Source organism: Haloferax sp. Q22 (assembly GCF_001482285.1).
Lineage (GTDB): Archaea > Halobacteriota > Halobacteria > Halobacteriales > Haloferacaceae > Haloferax.
Genome location: NZ_LOEP01000014.1, coordinates 18,830 through 34,470, shown reverse-complemented (window position 1 = coordinate 34,470; position 15,641 = coordinate 18,830). Strand labels below are relative to the sequence as shown.

15 protein-coding genes are annotated in these 15,641 nt (G+C 65.7%); 7 read left to right on the top strand and 8 right to left on the bottom strand.

From position 1 onward, the window contains the following. The first annotated feature begins 689 nt into the window (after positions 1–689). The gene (eif1A, locus tag AM590_RS04540) at positions 690–974 is read left to right on the top strand and encodes a translation initiation factor eIF-1A (protein WP_013035036.1); all 285 of its coding nucleotides are present in this window, start codon (positions 690–692) and stop codon (positions 972–974) included. 207 nt (positions 975–1,181) lie between these two features. Here eif1A and AM590_RS04535 read toward each other — a convergent pair whose 3' ends face one another. The 6 genes from AM590_RS04535 to AM590_RS04510 all read right to left on the bottom strand — a co-directional run bounded on the left by AM590_RS04535 (position 1,182) and on the right by AM590_RS04510 (position 6,282). Then, complete coding sequence (locus tag AM590_RS04535) at positions 1,182–1,658, bottom strand: YbaK/EbsC family protein (protein WP_058826434.1); 477 nt, start codon at positions 1,656–1,658, stop codon at positions 1,182–1,184. 113 nt (positions 1,659–1,771) lie between these two features. After that, the gene (locus AM590_RS04530) at positions 1,772–2,887 is read right to left on the bottom strand and encodes an aminotransferase class V-fold PLP-dependent enzyme (protein ID WP_058826433.1); all 1,116 of its coding nucleotides are present in this window, start codon (positions 2,885–2,887) and stop codon (positions 1,772–1,774) included. A 13-nt stretch (positions 2,888–2,900) separates the two neighbouring features. Then, positions 2,901–4,238 (bottom strand): M20 family metallopeptidase, encoded by a 1,338-nt coding sequence (locus AM590_RS04525; RefSeq protein ID WP_058826432.1) that lies wholly within the window; start codon positions 4,236–4,238, stop codon positions 2,901–2,903. Positions 4,239–4,392: 154 nt separating this feature from the next. Next, complete coding sequence (locus AM590_RS04520) at positions 4,393–4,818, bottom strand: type IV pilin (protein ID WP_058826431.1); 426 nt, start codon at positions 4,816–4,818, stop codon at positions 4,393–4,395. 238 nt (positions 4,819–5,056) lie between these two features. After that, the gene (locus AM590_RS04515) at positions 5,057–5,491 is read right to left on the bottom strand and encodes a type IV pilin (RefSeq protein ID WP_058826430.1); all 435 of its coding nucleotides are present in this window, start codon (positions 5,489–5,491) and stop codon (positions 5,057–5,059) included. A gap of 422 nt (positions 5,492–5,913) precedes the next feature. Next, positions 5,914–6,282, bottom strand: a complete 369-nt coding sequence (locus tag AM590_RS04510) for a hypothetical protein (protein ID WP_058826524.1) — start codon at positions 6,280–6,282, stop codon at positions 5,914–5,916. Positions 6,283–6,551: 269 nt separating this feature from the next. On the opposite strand from AM590_RS04510, the gene AM590_RS04505 reads away from it, so the two are divergent. Continuing rightward, positions 6,552–6,968, top strand: a complete 417-nt coding sequence (locus AM590_RS04505) for a VOC family protein (RefSeq protein WP_058826429.1) — start codon at positions 6,552–6,554, stop codon at positions 6,966–6,968. A gap of 75 nt (positions 6,969–7,043) precedes the next feature. Here AM590_RS04505 and AM590_RS04500 read toward each other — a convergent pair whose 3' ends face one another. Beyond that, positions 7,044–8,690: a PAS domain-containing sensor histidine kinase gene (locus tag AM590_RS04500; protein ID WP_058826428.1), complete on the bottom strand. Its 1,647-nt coding sequence runs from the start codon at positions 8,688–8,690 to the stop codon at positions 7,044–7,046. 198 nt (positions 8,691–8,888) lie between these two features. On the opposite strand from AM590_RS04500, the gene AM590_RS04495 reads away from it, so the two are divergent. The 5 genes from AM590_RS04495 to AM590_RS04475 all read left to right on the top strand — a co-directional run bounded on the left by AM590_RS04495 (position 8,889) and on the right by AM590_RS04475 (position 15,158). After that, the gene (locus AM590_RS04495) at positions 8,889–9,953 is read left to right on the top strand and encodes a hypothetical protein (protein ID WP_058826427.1); all 1,065 of its coding nucleotides are present in this window, start codon (positions 8,889–8,891) and stop codon (positions 9,951–9,953) included. A 143-nt stretch (positions 9,954–10,096) separates the two neighbouring features. Continuing rightward, complete coding sequence (locus tag AM590_RS04490; RefSeq protein WP_008094085.1) at positions 10,097–10,354, top strand: hypothetical protein; 258 nt, start codon at positions 10,097–10,099, stop codon at positions 10,352–10,354. Then, on the top strand, positions 10,351–11,760 hold the full coding sequence (locus tag AM590_RS04485; RefSeq protein ID WP_058826426.1) for a hypothetical protein: 1,410 nt from the start codon (positions 10,351–10,353) through the stop codon (positions 11,758–11,760). Before AM590_RS04490 ends, AM590_RS04485 begins: the two co-directional genes overlap by 4 nt. A 95-nt stretch (positions 11,761–11,855) precedes the next feature. Beyond that, a complete protein-coding gene (locus AM590_RS04480; RefSeq protein ID WP_058826425.1) occupies positions 11,856–14,537 on the top strand; it encodes a heavy metal translocating P-type ATPase in 2,682 nt (893 codons plus the stop codon). Between the two features lie 165 nt (positions 14,538–14,702). Further along, the gene (locus tag AM590_RS04475; RefSeq protein WP_058826424.1) at positions 14,703–15,158 is read left to right on the top strand and encodes a high-potential iron-sulfur protein; all 456 of its coding nucleotides are present in this window, start codon (positions 14,703–14,705) and stop codon (positions 15,156–15,158) included. 21 nt (positions 15,159–15,179) lie between these two features. Here AM590_RS04475 and AM590_RS04470 read toward each other — a convergent pair whose 3' ends face one another. Further along, positions 15,180–15,638: a hypothetical protein gene (locus AM590_RS04470; RefSeq protein WP_058826423.1), complete on the bottom strand. Its 459-nt coding sequence runs from the start codon at positions 15,636–15,638 to the stop codon at positions 15,180–15,182. Positions 15,639–15,641: the final 3 nt, after the last annotated feature.

Genomic DNA, 15,641 nt, shown 5'->3' with positions numbered 1-15,641 from the left:
ATAGAGTACCAATAGAGTACCAATCAAACACCAATCAAACACCAATCAAACACCAATCAAACACCAATCAAACATTCCTACGAAATACCCACTGAACACGTACTGAAGCGATTGTCACACAAACGCGTCGTTGGTTCTCACGCGACCGCGTCGACCCGACCGCTTCGCTTGCCTGCTCACCCGAACCCGTACTCTCGGTTCCCGCTCCGCTTGACTCCTATGAACGCTCCGAGAGAGAACACGTGACCGAGAGGGACGTGAGCAACCGCGGCGGTGATAGCGGCGATACTGTGGAAGTGACTCGTCTACCGACGCCTCGTCTACCGACGACGTCTGTCCTTCGTGGCTCGGTGGAACCTCACGACCTGGAGAAAGCGTCTTTGCAGGGGCTGAGTCGACGAACAACTGCGGACATAGTGGTGTTGCAGGGGATCCTCGACTCCCCCGCGACCCGTCCGACCGCTTCAGCGACGACTCGGTGATAACCGATCACGATCGGTATCCTAAAATGAGGCCTCGAGCGAAACTGCGTGGTGTGTGGCCACGAACCAATCCCTATCGGCGGCTAATCTGTCGGAAAACAGCGGACAACGTGGTGTTCGAAACCGTCGTCACCGCGGTTTCAACGTCATGACATTTGGTATCACGAGTATCCGATAAGTTATCCGTCTCCGGGTCCGAGCAAGAACGTGAGTGAAAATCAAGGGCGTCGAAACCTTCGAATGCCCAACGACAACGAGCTGTTCGCAGTCGTCACAGAGCACAACGGTGGCAATCACGTCCGAATCCGCTGTGAAGACGGAAAGAACCGCATGGGCCGCATCCCCGGCCGCATGAAGTACCGCACGTGGATCAACGAGGGCGACGTCGTGCTCGTCGAACCGTGGGACTGGCAGGACGAGAAAGCCAACATCGAATGGCGATACACCGGCGAGGACGCGGACCAGCTCCGGCGCGAAGGCCACATCCAGTAATCATTTTCTCCGAAAGGAGAGTTTATCTCGCCTGATGAACCAGCCGTAGCTCCATGATAGCCCCGTGTTTTCTCTGCAGCGATTCCCGGTTAGTACCGACGGAACAGAACAGCGGACATCGTGGTGTTGCTCTCGTCGCGCCCGACAACATAGAACGCGAGCGCGAGTGCGGATCGCCTGCCGGAGGTCTGGTCATTTCGCCTCGTCTCACTCGAACACGTCCACGAATCGCGGCGCGGAAAGTGTCTGTAGGTCCCCCGGCGTGAGTCGAAACACCGCCTCGGGGGTTCCCGCGGCGGCCCAAATTCGGTCGAACGACTCGAACGTCGGGTCCGCGAGGACGGGACAGTCGGTCGCGTGGCAGGTCGGCGGCACGCCACCGATGCTCCAGCCGGTCGCTTCTTTCACCTCGCCGGGGTTGGCGCTTCGTACTGAGCCTTGTTCGACGCCGAATTCGGAGGCGAGCGTGGCTTCGTCGACGCGGTTCGCGCCGCTCGTGAGGACGACGACCGTCTCGTCGCCGACGCGCATCACGATGCTCTTGACGATTTGGGCGACGTCGCAGCCGACGGCCGCGGCCGCGTCGTCGGCCGTCTTGGTCCCCTCCGGGAACTCCTCGATAGTCACTTCGAAGCCGTGAGAATCACGTACTTGGTCGGCGAAGTTTCGTGCCGTGGGATGCATACTCAGGGGTTCCCCCTCGCCGGATATGAACGTTCACTGACGAGGCAGATTCTGCGGGAGAGTCAACGACCGCACGCGAATCACGTTCTCGACGACCCCCGCGAGCGACGGAGCTACCACTCCTCGTCGAGTCCGTCGCGAAGCGTCGCCACGTCCGACTCGTCGTTGAAGTTGTGGAACGACGCGCGGACTGCCTTCGGCTCGGGAAGCGTCCGGACGACCACTCCCGCCGACTTGAGCCGTTCGACCGTTCCCTCCGGGTCGGAGACTTCGAACGAGACGAGTCCCGATTCCGGGTCATGTGGGCTCAACAGCCGCCCCTCTGGGACGGCCTCGATGAACCGGCTCGCGAGATTGCGAATGTTCGCTTCGGTCCGATCGAGACCGACGCGCTCGGCGATGTCGATAGCCTCTCGGAGCGCGACGTGCGGGGCTGGATTGGTGGTTCCGACCTCGAAGCGCTTGGCACCCGGCGCGAAGTCGAGGCCGTCGGCGTTCGGTTCCGTGACGCCGCGATAGCCGACGGCGTGTGGTTCGATGTCCTCGGCCACGTCGCGGCGGACGTACAGGAACCCCGCGCCCCAGGGCCCGAGCAACCACTTGTGGCCCGCGCCGGCGACGATATCTGCCCCCCAGTCTTCCACGTCGACGGGATACTGGCCGAACGACTGGACCGCGTCGACGACCGATAGCGCGCCGGCGTCGCGGGCGATGTCGGCGAGTTCGCACACGGGGAGTCGCGTTCCGTAGTTCCACGTCAGAGCGCTGAAACAGACGAGGTCGGCGTCACTGACGGCCTCGGCGTACTGGTCCATATCGAGCCGACCCGCGTCGCTCTCGACGACGCGGACCTCGACGCCCTCGCGTTCGAGGCGCCGCCACGGGAGGATGCCCGCCGGATGTTCGAGGTCGGTTCGGACGACCACGTCGCCCGGTTCCCAGTCGAGCGCGGTGGCGATGCGGTTGATGCCGTCGGTGGTGCTCTGGGTCAGCGCCACCTCCTCTGTCTCGGCACCGATGAACGCGGCCACGTCCTCGCGGACGGCCTCGTAGGCGTCGAACGCGGTTGGATAGGGACCGTCGTCGCCCGGCGAGTCGTACTCGTGGTATTCGAGGAATTCGGTCGCCCGCTCCACGATGGGGCGCGGGCTCGGGCCGTGCGCGCCGGTGTTGAGATACGTGACGTCGTCGAGGGCCGGAATCGTCGTTCGGAGTTCGTCGGGTGTCATAGTGCGTTCTGTGTCATTGTGAGTTACTCTCTCGTCGTCCGCGTCGCGAAGGAGTCGTGCCTGCTGGTGACACGCCCGTCGAATCAAACGTTCTGGTACCACTATCGAATTGCCGCAACAACTCGTCGGGGAGTCTGGCGTACACCTCGGCGTTGCGGGCGAGCGCCCCGACTGTGGTGAACTCGTCAGTTGCGTGGGCCGTCTCAGTTCCCAGCCCGAACTCGACGGTCGGGACGCCCGCGTTGCGCATCCGTTTCGCGTCGCCGCCGCCGGTTGCGCTCCGCCGGAACACGCGCCCACCGGTGACGCCCTCAGCGACCGAGCCCACGGCGTTTGCCAGCGGGCCGTCGGGGTCCTCGAACGTCCCGACCGACCAGTCCGCGTCGACAATCTCGACACCGTCGTGGCCGGCGACGACCTCTCGAACCCCGTCGAGCACCGCCTCCGTCTCGACGCCCGCCGTCACGCGAACATCGAGTTTCGCCCGCGCCGCGGCGGGGACGACGTTCACCCGGTCGCCGCCCGAGAGGACGCCCAGATTGACCGACGGTCGTTCGAACAGCTCTCGCGCCGCATCCTCGCCAAACTGCGGCGCGTAGTACTCCGCGGACTCCTCGACGAGCGCCCGGACCGCCGGGTCGAACTCGAACCAATAGTCACCGAGCGTCGATTCGATGTCGCTCACGGCGCGGTAGAGGCGGTGAATGGCGTTCTCGCCGAGCATCGGTCGGGAGCCGTGGGCCGCAGTCCCCGTCGCTTCGAGTTCCAGCCAGATGCTCCCGCGGTCGGCGACGGTCACCGAGTGTCGGTCGCCTTCGCAGGTCGTCTCGCCGATGACGCAGGCGTCGGCCGAGAGCCCGCGCCGGTCCAGCAGCGTCGGCAATCCCGCCTTCCCGGCGACTTCCTCGTCGCTCACGAACGCGAACACGAGGTCCGTCGCAGGTACCGTCCCGGTTTTGACGTACGCCTCCGCCACCGCGAGCATCGCGGCGATTGCCCCTTTCATGTCGGTCGCGCCACGTCCGTAGAGCCGGTTTCCCTCCCGCTCGCCGAGCGGGTCGCGCGTCCACTCGTCAGCCTCGAACGGGACCGTATCGAGGTGCCCCAACAGGGCGAGCGTCCGGTCTGTCGCACCCGGAAGCGTCGCTACGAGGTTCGGCTTCGTCGGGTCCGAGGCGACGCGCTCGGTCTCGATACCGAGGTCGGAGAAGAACGATTCGACCTCCGACGCGAGTCCCCGCGTGTCTCCCGGCGGGTTCTGCGTGTCGTGGCCGACGAGCGTCGCCGCGAGGTCGACGATGTCCTCGCGATGCTCGCGGAGGTAGGCGACGGCGGGCGGGTCGCTGGGCATTGGGTCTCTGTTCGAGTGTACGGTCTTCGAACAGATAAGTTTGTGCTACAAATACAATACTATGGATTCGAGGTGGATGTTTCTCTATGGGATAGTTCCGAAAGAAATTGTTATTCCGAATCAGGCGTTGTGTGGCTCGTCGCCGATTCTACCATCAGGCGTTGTAGGTCCACTTCTGCAGGGTCGCAGAGTTGGAACCGGATTCCGAGGTCCAGACGACGCGGACGGTTTCACCACCTGTCAGGGGATTGGCCGACGTTGTCACCGATGCAGTGTCTCCCGCATTGATGCTGCTGTCCGTCCAGGCAATCGCCACAGATGAATCCACACCGTCACCGGTGATCGTAATTCGGTCAGCATCGATTGCATCGCCGCTTTCATGGGTGACAGTTACCGTCTGAGCACCATCGTAGCTGAAGCTGAAACTCGCCTGCGGGGCGGTGTCGCCGACTTGGTCGCCGAGACCGAGGACGAAGGTACCGATGACGGCCGCGAGGATGACAGTAATCGCGACCATGAGGATGACGCCGATGACCGGCGAGACTGCGCGTGATTCTGTGAAGATTCTCTTGATTTGCATAGTTGTCTCTCCTAGGTGTGCCGGACGAGAGGCGACCGTTGAGAAAAATTCGAATCGGTCCTCGAACGCCTGCTTTCTAACCTAACAGATAGTCTGACGTTCTCCGAGGATATAAACTAGTATTGAGAAGACGTTTCACGTATCATGCGTGTTCCGTACCTGAATCGGAGAACGCCGTCGCTCGCGGAGTAACGTCCGAAAAAATTGAGGTTCGGTTGGCTGTGACGCTGCGGACCGTTCAGGCGTTGTAGGTGTACTTCTGCAGGGTCGCGGAGTTGGAGCCCGATTCGGAGGTCCAGACGAGGCGCACTTCGTCGCCGTCGCTAAGGCCAGCACTGAACTCGACTGCGATGGTGTCACCAGCGTTCATGTTACCGTCGCTGTTGGCATCGCTGGGCGTTTCGCTGTCCACGCTCGCAGCCGAAGTCTCGGACACGCTCAGGTCGTCGAAGCTGATTGCGTCACCGCTTTCGTGCGTGATGGTCACCGTGTCAGTCCCATCGTACTCGAAGCTGAAACTCGCCTGCGGGGCGGTGTCGCCGACCTGGTCGCCGAGACCGAGGACGAAGGTACCGATGACGGCCGCGAGGATGACTGTGATCGCGACCATGAGGATGACGCCGATGACTGGCGAGACTGCGCGTGATTCGCTAAGGAATTTCTTGATATCCATTGTTCTACCCAGGACCGGCCTCAGACCCACCTCGTGCCCACCACACGGGACCTCGAGCGGCCACATGTTCCGGCTCCTGTTGGCCTTTCGTATGTTCCGGATATATTTAATTTCGCAGCGACTTACTGGTCTATTCGAGGGGTTAGGACGCTCCTAACGCCCGAATTCGTGATTTAAGACGTTCAATCCCACCTGCATACCATCGGCGGGTACTTCCGGTGGTGAACCGCTGTTCTGACGCTCTGTACTCCCGAATTTGACTCCGCCACCCGTACGGCGCGTCCACCAGAGCCGTGGCACACCCGAGTTTCTGCGGACACGGTGGTGTCGGTTCGGCCGGGTCGTCGCCGCGGCGCGCGCGTTCGCACGCGCTGCTGACGGTCGTGAGAACGCTGAAACGTAGAAAAACGTCGCTGAACGACCTACTGCGTGGCGTTCCAGAACCGCGGCGTCGACTCGAAGTCTATCTTCGCGTCGGAGGGCGCGCGCTCGTAGAGCGCGTCGTGGACGGCCTCGTAGGCCGCGCGCGGGCCTTCCTGTGCGAGTTTCGGGTGGTCGCGGGTGTCGAAGACGACGCGCCACGTCCCGTTCGTGAGGTGAAGCCCGAGGATGTACTTCCCGCGGACGTTCACGACCAGTTGGTAGGCGTGCTGAACCGTCTCGCCGTCGCGTTCGAGGTTGTAACCGCGGACGGCGACGGCCTGCTGAATCGCCTCTTTCGTCTCGAGTTCGGCGACGAACGACTTGGGGACGGCTCGCCCGGGGAGCGATTCGACGAACGGTTCGCTCACGGTCGCACCACCTCGCATCGCGTGCCTGTCGGTTCCATCGTACCCTATCTGGGCGGCCCAGCGGGTATATGCGATACGGTCTCTGCTGGGCGACGGGACCCGACCCGCCTCGCGCCTCGCGGGCGCGCACGAGAAACACTGTCCAGTGAACTGAGAGGAGGCGCATCCAGCACTTGTTCCAGCGAACGCGGGTCAGTCTCGGTCGGTTACCGTCTGCCGACCGCGTTCCGAGCGAAGCGCCTTTGGGTCTCTGCGCGCGCAGACGAACCGTGAACTCCAACGCGCACCACGTCGGTCTCACCGTCCGCGACCTCGATTCGACGCTCGAATTCTACCGCGACGCGCTCGACCTGCCGGTCGTCTCCCGCTTCGAAGTCGGCGGCGACGAATTCGCCACCGCCGTCTCGGTCGACGGCGCGTCGGCGCGGTTCGCCCACCTCGACGGCGGCGACGTACGCGTCGAACTCGTCGAGTACGACCCGGTCGGTGCCGACACCGACGAACCGACGCTCAACCGCCCCGGTGCGACCCACCTCGGGCTCTCCGTCGACGACGTCGACGCCGCGGTGGCGGAACTCCCGTCCGACGCCGAGACGCTCAGCGAACCGCAGACGACCGAAAGCGGTACGAGAATCGCGTTCGTCCGCGACCCGGAGGGGAACCTCGTCGAACTCCTCGAGGCCTGAATCGGACGCTCGGCTCGACGGGCGTCACCTCTTGGCCAGATGGGGATTGTATATACTGTACAACTGTGGAGTTGGTCACTCCTCGCTCGGGAACCACGTTCGCGGTCGCTCCGCTCCGACCGGCAGTTTCAGCGTCACAGCCGTACCTCCAAGGGGTGAGGGTTCCAACTCCATGCTTCCGCCCGCCTTCTTGACGACCCAGTGGACCAGCCACAGGCCCATCCCGGTTCCGTGTTTGAGCGGCGTCTCCTCGCCGCGCTTGATGACTCGCCATTCCTCGTCGGGGATTCCGGGCCCGTCGTCGGCGACGCGGACGACGAGCTTCGAGTCGTCGTCTTTTATTCGGCACACGTCGATGTGGACCGTCTCGCCGCCGTGTTTGAGCGCGTTCGCGACCAACTCGTCGAGCGCCGCGCCGACGCGGCTGTCGACTCGCGCGAACAGCCCCGTCTCGATGTCGGTTCGTATCGTCGCCTCGGGATACGTCGACTCGGCTCGCGACACGGCGGACTCGACGAGCGCCGAGACACGTCGCGGCGTCGCCTCGGATTCGAGGGCGTCCGAGACGGTCTGGGCTTTCTCCGAGAGCGCCACGAGTTCGCTCGCCGCTTCGACGATGGTCTCCGCGGCGTCGGTGAGTTCCTCGTCGGTGACGCCGGCCGCGTTCCGGCGAATCAGCTCCGCGTAGCCCTCGATGACGTTCATCCGGTTTCGGAGGTTGTGCCTGAACATCCGGTTGAGGACGCCGAGCCGCTGTCTGGTCAGCTCCGACTCAGTGATGTCCGACTGGATGGCGACGTAGCCGTGGATGTCGCCGTCGCTCGCGATGGGTGCGATAGTCTGTATCGCGGTGTAGAGCTCACCGCCCTTCCGACGGTCGATAATCCGCTCCTGCCACGTCTCACCGGACTGGATGGTCCGCCACAGCCGGTCGTAGTACGCGTCCGGCATCTCGCCAGAACTGAGAATCGACGCGGGTTCGCCGACCGCCTCCGCGGCGTCGTAGCCGGTGGTCTCCTCGAACGCCGGGTTGACGTACGTAATCTCTCCGTCCGGCGTCGTGAGGTAAATCGCGTGCCCCGCCTGTTCGACGGCCTGCTCGAACTCGCGGAGGCGACGCTCCCGTCGCTGTTGGTCGGTCACGTCGACGAAGACGCCGACGATTTCGACGGGCTCGCCGTCGGCGTCGCGGACGACTGCCGTCGAGAGCCGAAACCCTCGGAGGTCACCGTTCGAGCGCCGTCGTTCGACCGAAATGTCCGAGAGGCCGTCTTCAGCGATAGTCCGCCGGATAACCTCCTCGCTGTTCTCGCTGTTCTCGCCCGCGCTGTAGGGGAGCGGCTCGCCGAGCACCTCGTCGCGCTCCCAGCCGAACGCCTCCGTGGCGGCGTCGTTCCACCTCGTTACGCGCCCCTCGGGCGTGACCGCGATAATCGGAACCGGGGACGCGGCGACTACGGTTCGAAGCTGGTCCAAAGACGACCGAATCGACGCCTGTTGGCGCTCGATTCGCCGGTCTTTCCGGGAGGCGAGCGCCCAGACGAACGCGGTAGAGACGGCGACGAAAGACAACCCCTTGATAAGCTCGGCCACGGGGGCCGTGGGCGCACCCAGCACGGCCAACAGGAGTAACTCGCCGCCGAGGATGCCCGCGGTCCCGAAGCCGAGATACGCCAGCGCCATCGTGCGGGCGTCGAGACCGTCGAGCGGCGAGTCGTTCATCGTCCGAACGGAGCGCGACCGGAGACATAAACGTGATGCGGGAAACCGGCAGTTGATAACGAAACCAGCACCCCTCGAAACCCGACGCGGAAGCGCAACCGACATTGGCACCGGGCCGCTAGCTGCGGTAACTCGACCGCTTCGTGGAGACGCGCGGCGGTCGCTCACCATGACCCGACGAGACGCTATCGAGACACCATGAAACGACGCGACGCCATCAAGACGCTCGGCATCGGCGCGATCGCCGCCACTGCAGGGTGTCTCGGCGGATTCGAACGACAGTCGGCGTGGCGCGACCCGCCGCTCGTCGAGGACCGCCCGGCCGCGGTCTACCTCCCCGCCATCACGGAGGGGATGAAAATGTACGGCAAGACGACCGCCGGTCCGTACGGCGTCGCGCTCACCTACTCGTACCCCCACCGCTTCTGGACCGCCGCCGGTTCGGAACTCGGGAAGACCGTCGTCGAGGCCGACGACTCGATTCACCTCATGGCGTCGCTGTGGGACGCTGAGACGGGGACCGTCCTCCCGCTGGACGCCGGCGTCTCCATCGAAATTCTCCGCGACGGCGACCTCGTGAGCGAGGAGGTCGCCTACCCGATGCTCTCCCAGCAGATGGGGATGCACTACGGCTCGAACTACGTTCTCGACGGCGAGGGCGACTACGAGGCCCGCGTGCACATCGGCGGCACCTCGCTTTCCCGAACCGGCTCGTTCGCCGGGCGGTTCGACGCGGCCGAGACGGCGACGTTCGAGTTCGCCTTCGAGACGGACGACCTCTACGACGTGGAACTGCGTCGGCTCGGCGACGATGCCGGGTCGCGCGGCGCGGTCTCCGCGATGGAGATGATGGGTGTCCCGACCGGGAAAGCGCCCGCCGTCGACGACCTCCCCGGTCGCCACCTCGGCCGACGGACGAGCGCCGACGCCCTGTTCGACGCCCTCGTCGTCGACGACGGTTCTCGGTTCGGCGTCGACGGCTCGTACCTCTACGTCTCGGCGCGGACCCCGTACAACGAGTTCGTCCTGCCGATGATGGGCGTCAGAGCCACGCTCGAACGCGGCGGAACCGCGGTGCTCGATGGGGCGCGACTCGACCGGACGCTCGACCCCGACCTCAGTTATCACTACGGCGTGGGGGTCGACGGCGTCGAATCCGGCGACTCGCTGACGCTCTCGGTGGACGTGCCACCACAGGTTGCGCGCCACGACGGCTACGAGACGGCGTTCATGGAGTTCGAATCGATGCGGTTCGACGTCTGAGGCGTCGCCCCGCCGCTGTCGCGCGTCTCGCTGCTCGCACTCGCGGCCCGCCGCCGGCCCCGGCCCGTTCGATGTCAACGGCGCGAACACCCGCGATAGAAACGTTCAGAAGCCACCCTCCCCGAACTTCGAGTGACTATCGGATGACCACGGACACCGACGCGACGCGCGACCGCCACACCTGCACAGCGTGCGGCGAGGCGTATCCGACCGAGCGACTGCTGGTCCTCCACCGGGGCGCGAGACACCCCGACGACCTCGACGCCGGGGAGGTCGAGGCGTACCGCGAGGCGTACTACGAGGAGGAAGACGAACTCAAGTCGTTCCGCATCCGCGCGCTCGGCGTCCTCGTCCTGCTGTACTTCGGCTTCCTCATGCTGTTTATCGTCTTCGCATCATGACCCGACTCCGACCCCTCTCCCTCAGACGATTCGGTCTCGGTCTCCTACTGGCGAGCCTCCTGTCGCTTCTCGCCGACCCGGCGGCCGCGAGCAACGCCGCGGTCGGCCTCGCGGGCGCGTCGGAGGACAACCTCGCGGTCCCGCAGTGGCTCTATCTCGCCACCGGCGGCGCGACCGTCGGGGCCTCCGCACTCCTCGCCAGTTTCGTCACCGACCGCCGGTTCATCGAGCGCGTCCACCTGTGGCAGACCGGGTCCGAAGCGGGTATCTCAGACAGCGTCCTGCGCGCCCTGCGGGTCACGGGTGGCGTCCTCGGCCTCGCGCTCCTCGCACTCGTGGTCTATCTCGGCTATACCGGCCCGCAGGTCCCGACCGTCAGCTTCGCCGTTATCGTCGTCTTCGCAGGTCTCCGTGCCGGGTACACGATGTTCTCGTACCTCGTGGCCGACACGTGGTGCGCGCTGAACCCGTGGCGGACCGTCGCCGCCGCGGTTCCGAACGGCTTCGTCTCGTACCCCGAGCGACTCGGTCGCTGGCCCGCAGTGGCGGGGATTCTCGCGCTCGTCTGGGTCGAGACCGCGACCGCCGTCACGACCCGGCCGTCGGTCCTCGCGACCGCGCTCGTCGCCTACTCGGTCGTCACGGTCGCCGGCGCGGTCGTCGTCGGCGCGGACGCGTGGTTCGACAAGGTCGACCCGGTCTCCGTCTTCCTGCACTTCTACGGCCGGGTCGCGCCGGTTCGCCTCGACGAAGACGGTCTCTCGGTCCGCCTGCCGGGGATGCGACTCGTCACCGACGACGACCTGACCGACCTCGGCGACGTGGCCGTCGCGGTCGTCCTCGTCTGGGAACTCACCTTCAGCGGCTTCGTCACGACCGAACAGGGCGCGGCGGCCATCCGGTGGCTCGCGGGCGTCGGACTCCCGCCGCTTCTCGTCTACGGACTGCTCTACCTCGGCGGCTTCGCGGTCTTCCTTGGCCTCTACGTCCTCGCGGCGCGGGTGACCGCCCACCGCATCGACACCTTCGAGACGCCGCTCGACCTCGCGGTCAAGTTCGCGCCCTCGCTGCTCGCTATCGCCGCCGGCTACCACCTCGCGCACTACTTCGGCTTCTTCGTCTCGCTGTCGCCGATGCTGGTGCACGCGCTGTCGTCGCCGCTGTCGTCACCGGCGAACCCGGTCGTCCTCACGCTTCCCGCGTGGTTCGGCGGCCTGAACGTCGTGTTCGTTCTCGTCGGTCACCTGCTCGCGGTGTGGGTGGCGCACTCGCAGGCCTACCGGACCTTTCCCAGCCGACTGCAGGCCGTCCGGAGCCAGTTCCCTTTCGTCGCCGTGATGATTCTCTACACGGTTCTCAGCCTGTGGCTCATCTCGCTGCCGACCGCGAGTCCGCCGTTCCTCTGATTGTTAACTGAGAACGCTTAATTTATGAAGTTAAAACATACAACCCCCCGTTTCTAACAGGTGAATTATTAAACGGTCCCTGACTACTGCCGAGTATGAGCGAACACGACGAACGCGACCCCGACCCCGGTGACGGGGCGGACGCGTCCACTAATCCGCCCGACGGCGACAGCTGCGGGTGCGACGACGCCTGCGAGGTCGAGGGTGCGTCGGAGTCGGGAGCGGCCGGCGAGACCCGGACCGACTCGTCCGTCGGAGAGTCGGGGGGAGACTCGTCGCCCGCCGCCAATTCGACCCGCGCGGAGTTCTCCGTGCCGGACATGGACTGCGCCTCCTGTGCGAACAAGGTCGAATCGAGCGTCCGGAAACTCGACGGCGTCGGCGACGTCGACCCGCGGGCGACGACCGGCCGACTCGTCGTCGGATACGATCCCGATCGGACCACGCCGGACGACATCCGGGGCAACATCGAGGGCGCGGGCTACGCCGTCGAAGACGGCCCCTCGACGCGCGAGGTCTCGTTCACCGTGCCGGACATGGACTGTGCCTCCTGCGCCGGAAAGGTCGAAAACGCCCTTCGCGGTGCGCCGGGCGTGCTCTCCTACGAGACGCGCCCGACGACCGGGACCGCGGTCGTCACGCTCGCGGCCGACGCGGACCTCGATTCGGTCGTCTCGGCCATCGAAGCCGCGGGGTACGAGGTCACCGGGACCGACGGCGACGAGGCAGACGCCGACGCCGACGCTGACACCGGTACGGACCGCGAGAGCGTCTGGCGCAGTACGCGCGCGGTGAAAACGTGGATAAGCGGCGGCTTCCTCGCGGCGGGCATCGCCGCCGAGTACCTGTTCGGACTGGAACTCGTCGTCGCCAGTGTCCTCGGCGTCTCGTTCACGGTCGCCGAACTGCTCTACATCTTCGGGGCCGCGCTCGGCGGGCAGGCTATCCTCCGCAACGGCTACTACTCGGCGAAGAACCGCAGTCTCGATATCGACTTTCTGATGTCGGCGGCGATTCTCAGCGCCGTGACCGCGAGTCTCATCTCCGGGCCGACGAGCCTCTACTTCGAGGCCGCGACGCTCGCGTTCCTCTTCAGCGTCTCCGAACTGCTCGAACGCTACTCGATGGACCGCACGCGCGACTCCCTCCGCGAACTGATGGACCTCTCGCCCGACGAGGCGACGGTCCTCCGCGACGGCGTCGAGGCGGTCGTTCCCGTCGAGGAACTCGAACTCGGCGACGTGGTCGCCGTCAAGCCCGGTGAGAAGATTCCCGTCGATGGGACGGTGGTCACGGGCGACAGCGCGGTCAATCAGGCCCCCATCACCGGCGAGTCCGTCCCGGTCGACAAGGCCGAGGGCGACGAGGTGTTCGCGGGCACCGTCAACGAGGCGGGCTACCTCGAAGTCCGCGTCGAGTCCGTCGCGGGCGACGACACCCTCTCGCGCATCGTCTCGATGGTCGAGGACGCCCAGTCCAACAAGACCGAACGCGAGCAGTTCGTCGAGCGCTTCTCGTCGTACTACACCCCCGTCATGGTCGTCGTCGCGGTCGCGGTCGCGGCGATACCGCCCATCGCGTTCGGCCTCGACTGGGTGACGTGGTTCGTCTACGGCATCACGATGCTCGTGCTCGCCTGCCCCTGCGCGTTCGTCATCTCGACGCCCGTCTCGGTCGTCTCGGGCATCACGTCGGCCGCGAAAAACGGCGTGCTCATCAAGGGCGGCACGCACCTCGAAGCGATGGGCTCGGTCGAGGCCATCGCCGTGGACAAGACGGGCACGCTCACGAAGGGCGAACTCACCGTCACCGACGTGGTCCCGCTCAACGGGAACTCCGAGGAGGACGTCCTGCGGTGCGCCCGCGGCCTCGAAGCCCGGAGCGAACACCCCATCGGCGAGGCCATCGTCACCCACGCGGAGGGCACGGGCGTCGCCGCCCGCGAGGTCGACGACTTCGAGAGCGTCACCGGCAAGGGTGTCCGCGCCGACCTCGACGGCGTCCCGCACTTCGCCGGCAAGCCCGGTTTTTTCGAGGAACTCGGCTTCGACCTCGAACACGTCCACGTCACCGGCCCCGACGAGGTGCTTTCCGAGGACATCCGACAGCTCTGTGACCGCCACGGCTGTCTCAACCTCGTCGAGGACACGATTCCACGCCTCCAGTCGGAGGGCAAGACGGTCGTCGTCGTCGGCACCGAAGACGCCCTCGAAGGCCTCGTGGCCGTCGCCGACGAGGTCCGCCCCGATGCCCGCGAGACGGTCGCGAAGCTCCGGGAGGCCGGCCTCTCGGTCGTCATGCTCACCGGCGACAACGAGGGGACCGCCCGCGCCATCGCCGAGCAGGTCGGCGTCGACGACTTCCGCGCTGGTCTCCTCCCGGAGGACAAGGTCGCCGCCGTTGAGGGACTGCTCGACGAGTACGGCTCGGTCGCCATGGTCGGCGACGGCATCAACGACGCCCCGGCGCTCGCCACCGCCACCGTCGGCGTCGCCATGGGCGCGGCCGGCACCGACACCGCCCTCGAAACGGCCGACATCGCCCTCATGGCCGACGACCTCTCGAAGCTCCCGTATCTCTACGAACTCTCCCACCGGGCGAACGGTGTCATCCGGCAGAACATCTGGGCGTCGCTCGCCATCAAGGCCGTCCTCGCGGTCGGCGTTCCCTTCGGCTACGTCTCGGTCGCGCTCGCGGTGCTCGCGGGCGACGCCGGGATGACGATGGGCGTGACGGGCAACGCGATGCGACTCGCCCGGATTCGGCCGGACGAGTGAGGTTCACTGGGCTCGTCGCCCTCCATCTTCCGATTTTCGCTCTCTCGCCCCCCGATTCGCGTATCCGTGTTACTTAGTGTCGTGGCACCATCAACGCGTCCGCAATTCTTGCCACATGGGAACCGGCTGGCTCGGTTTTACCGACGGCGCGCGTCATTGGTTGGCATGAGAGACGACGAGCGGACGCCACGCCGAGACGCGACCACCCGACCGACGCGGAGTCAGGAGACCCGCGACACCGGCCGCACCCGGAGACGGTTCATCTGGCTCACCGGGACCGCCGCGATGGCCGGGTTAGCCGGCTGTTCCGGCGGCGGTGGCGGCGCGACCGAGACGACGACAGCGACCGCAACCACGACGCAGTCGTCGGGTTCGACTGGGGGCGTTCCCGAGGCGTACGCGACCGCCACGTCCCTCGACGGGACCCAGCGCAACCCTGACAGCCTCTCGTCGCAGGAGGCCGTCTCGTACCAAGACGAGCCGAAAGACGGCAAGCAGTGTTCGACCTGTCGGTACTACATCGAGGACAAAAACGGGGACGGCGTGGGCGCGTGCGCCATCGTCGCGGGCGAAATCGCTCCCGAGGGGTACTGCGTCTCTTACGTCGAATACGAGGGGTAACGCTCTGAACCGCAGTCGCGGTCAGGAGTCGTCGCCCGTCGGCCCGACGGCACTCTGAATCCGACAGCGGATGGACTCCTCGGCGTCGTCGCGCTCGACCGGAATCACCCACTTCTCGCCGCAGCCGAGGACGGTCACCATCTCGCCGTCCTGTCGATGTTTCACCGAGACGAACACCTCGCCGCGCTCGGGGTCGTAGTCCACGAGTTCGACGAGCACGTCCTCGCCGGCGATGAGGAGGTTCTTCGCGCCGTCCAACTCGGTGACGTAGGACTCGGTGTTCCCGGTCGGGTCGGTGACGAACAGTTCGACGACCGGCACGTCCTCGCCGTCGGGGTAGCTCGCGTCGACTTCGAGCGCCCCGTCTTCGAGCCGGATACCGTGTATCTCGACGAGCGACGCCGCGACGCCGAAGCTGTCAGCGACCTGCTGACGGAGGTCCCCCAACGGGATTCGAACCGACTCTCGAATCGTTCCCATGCC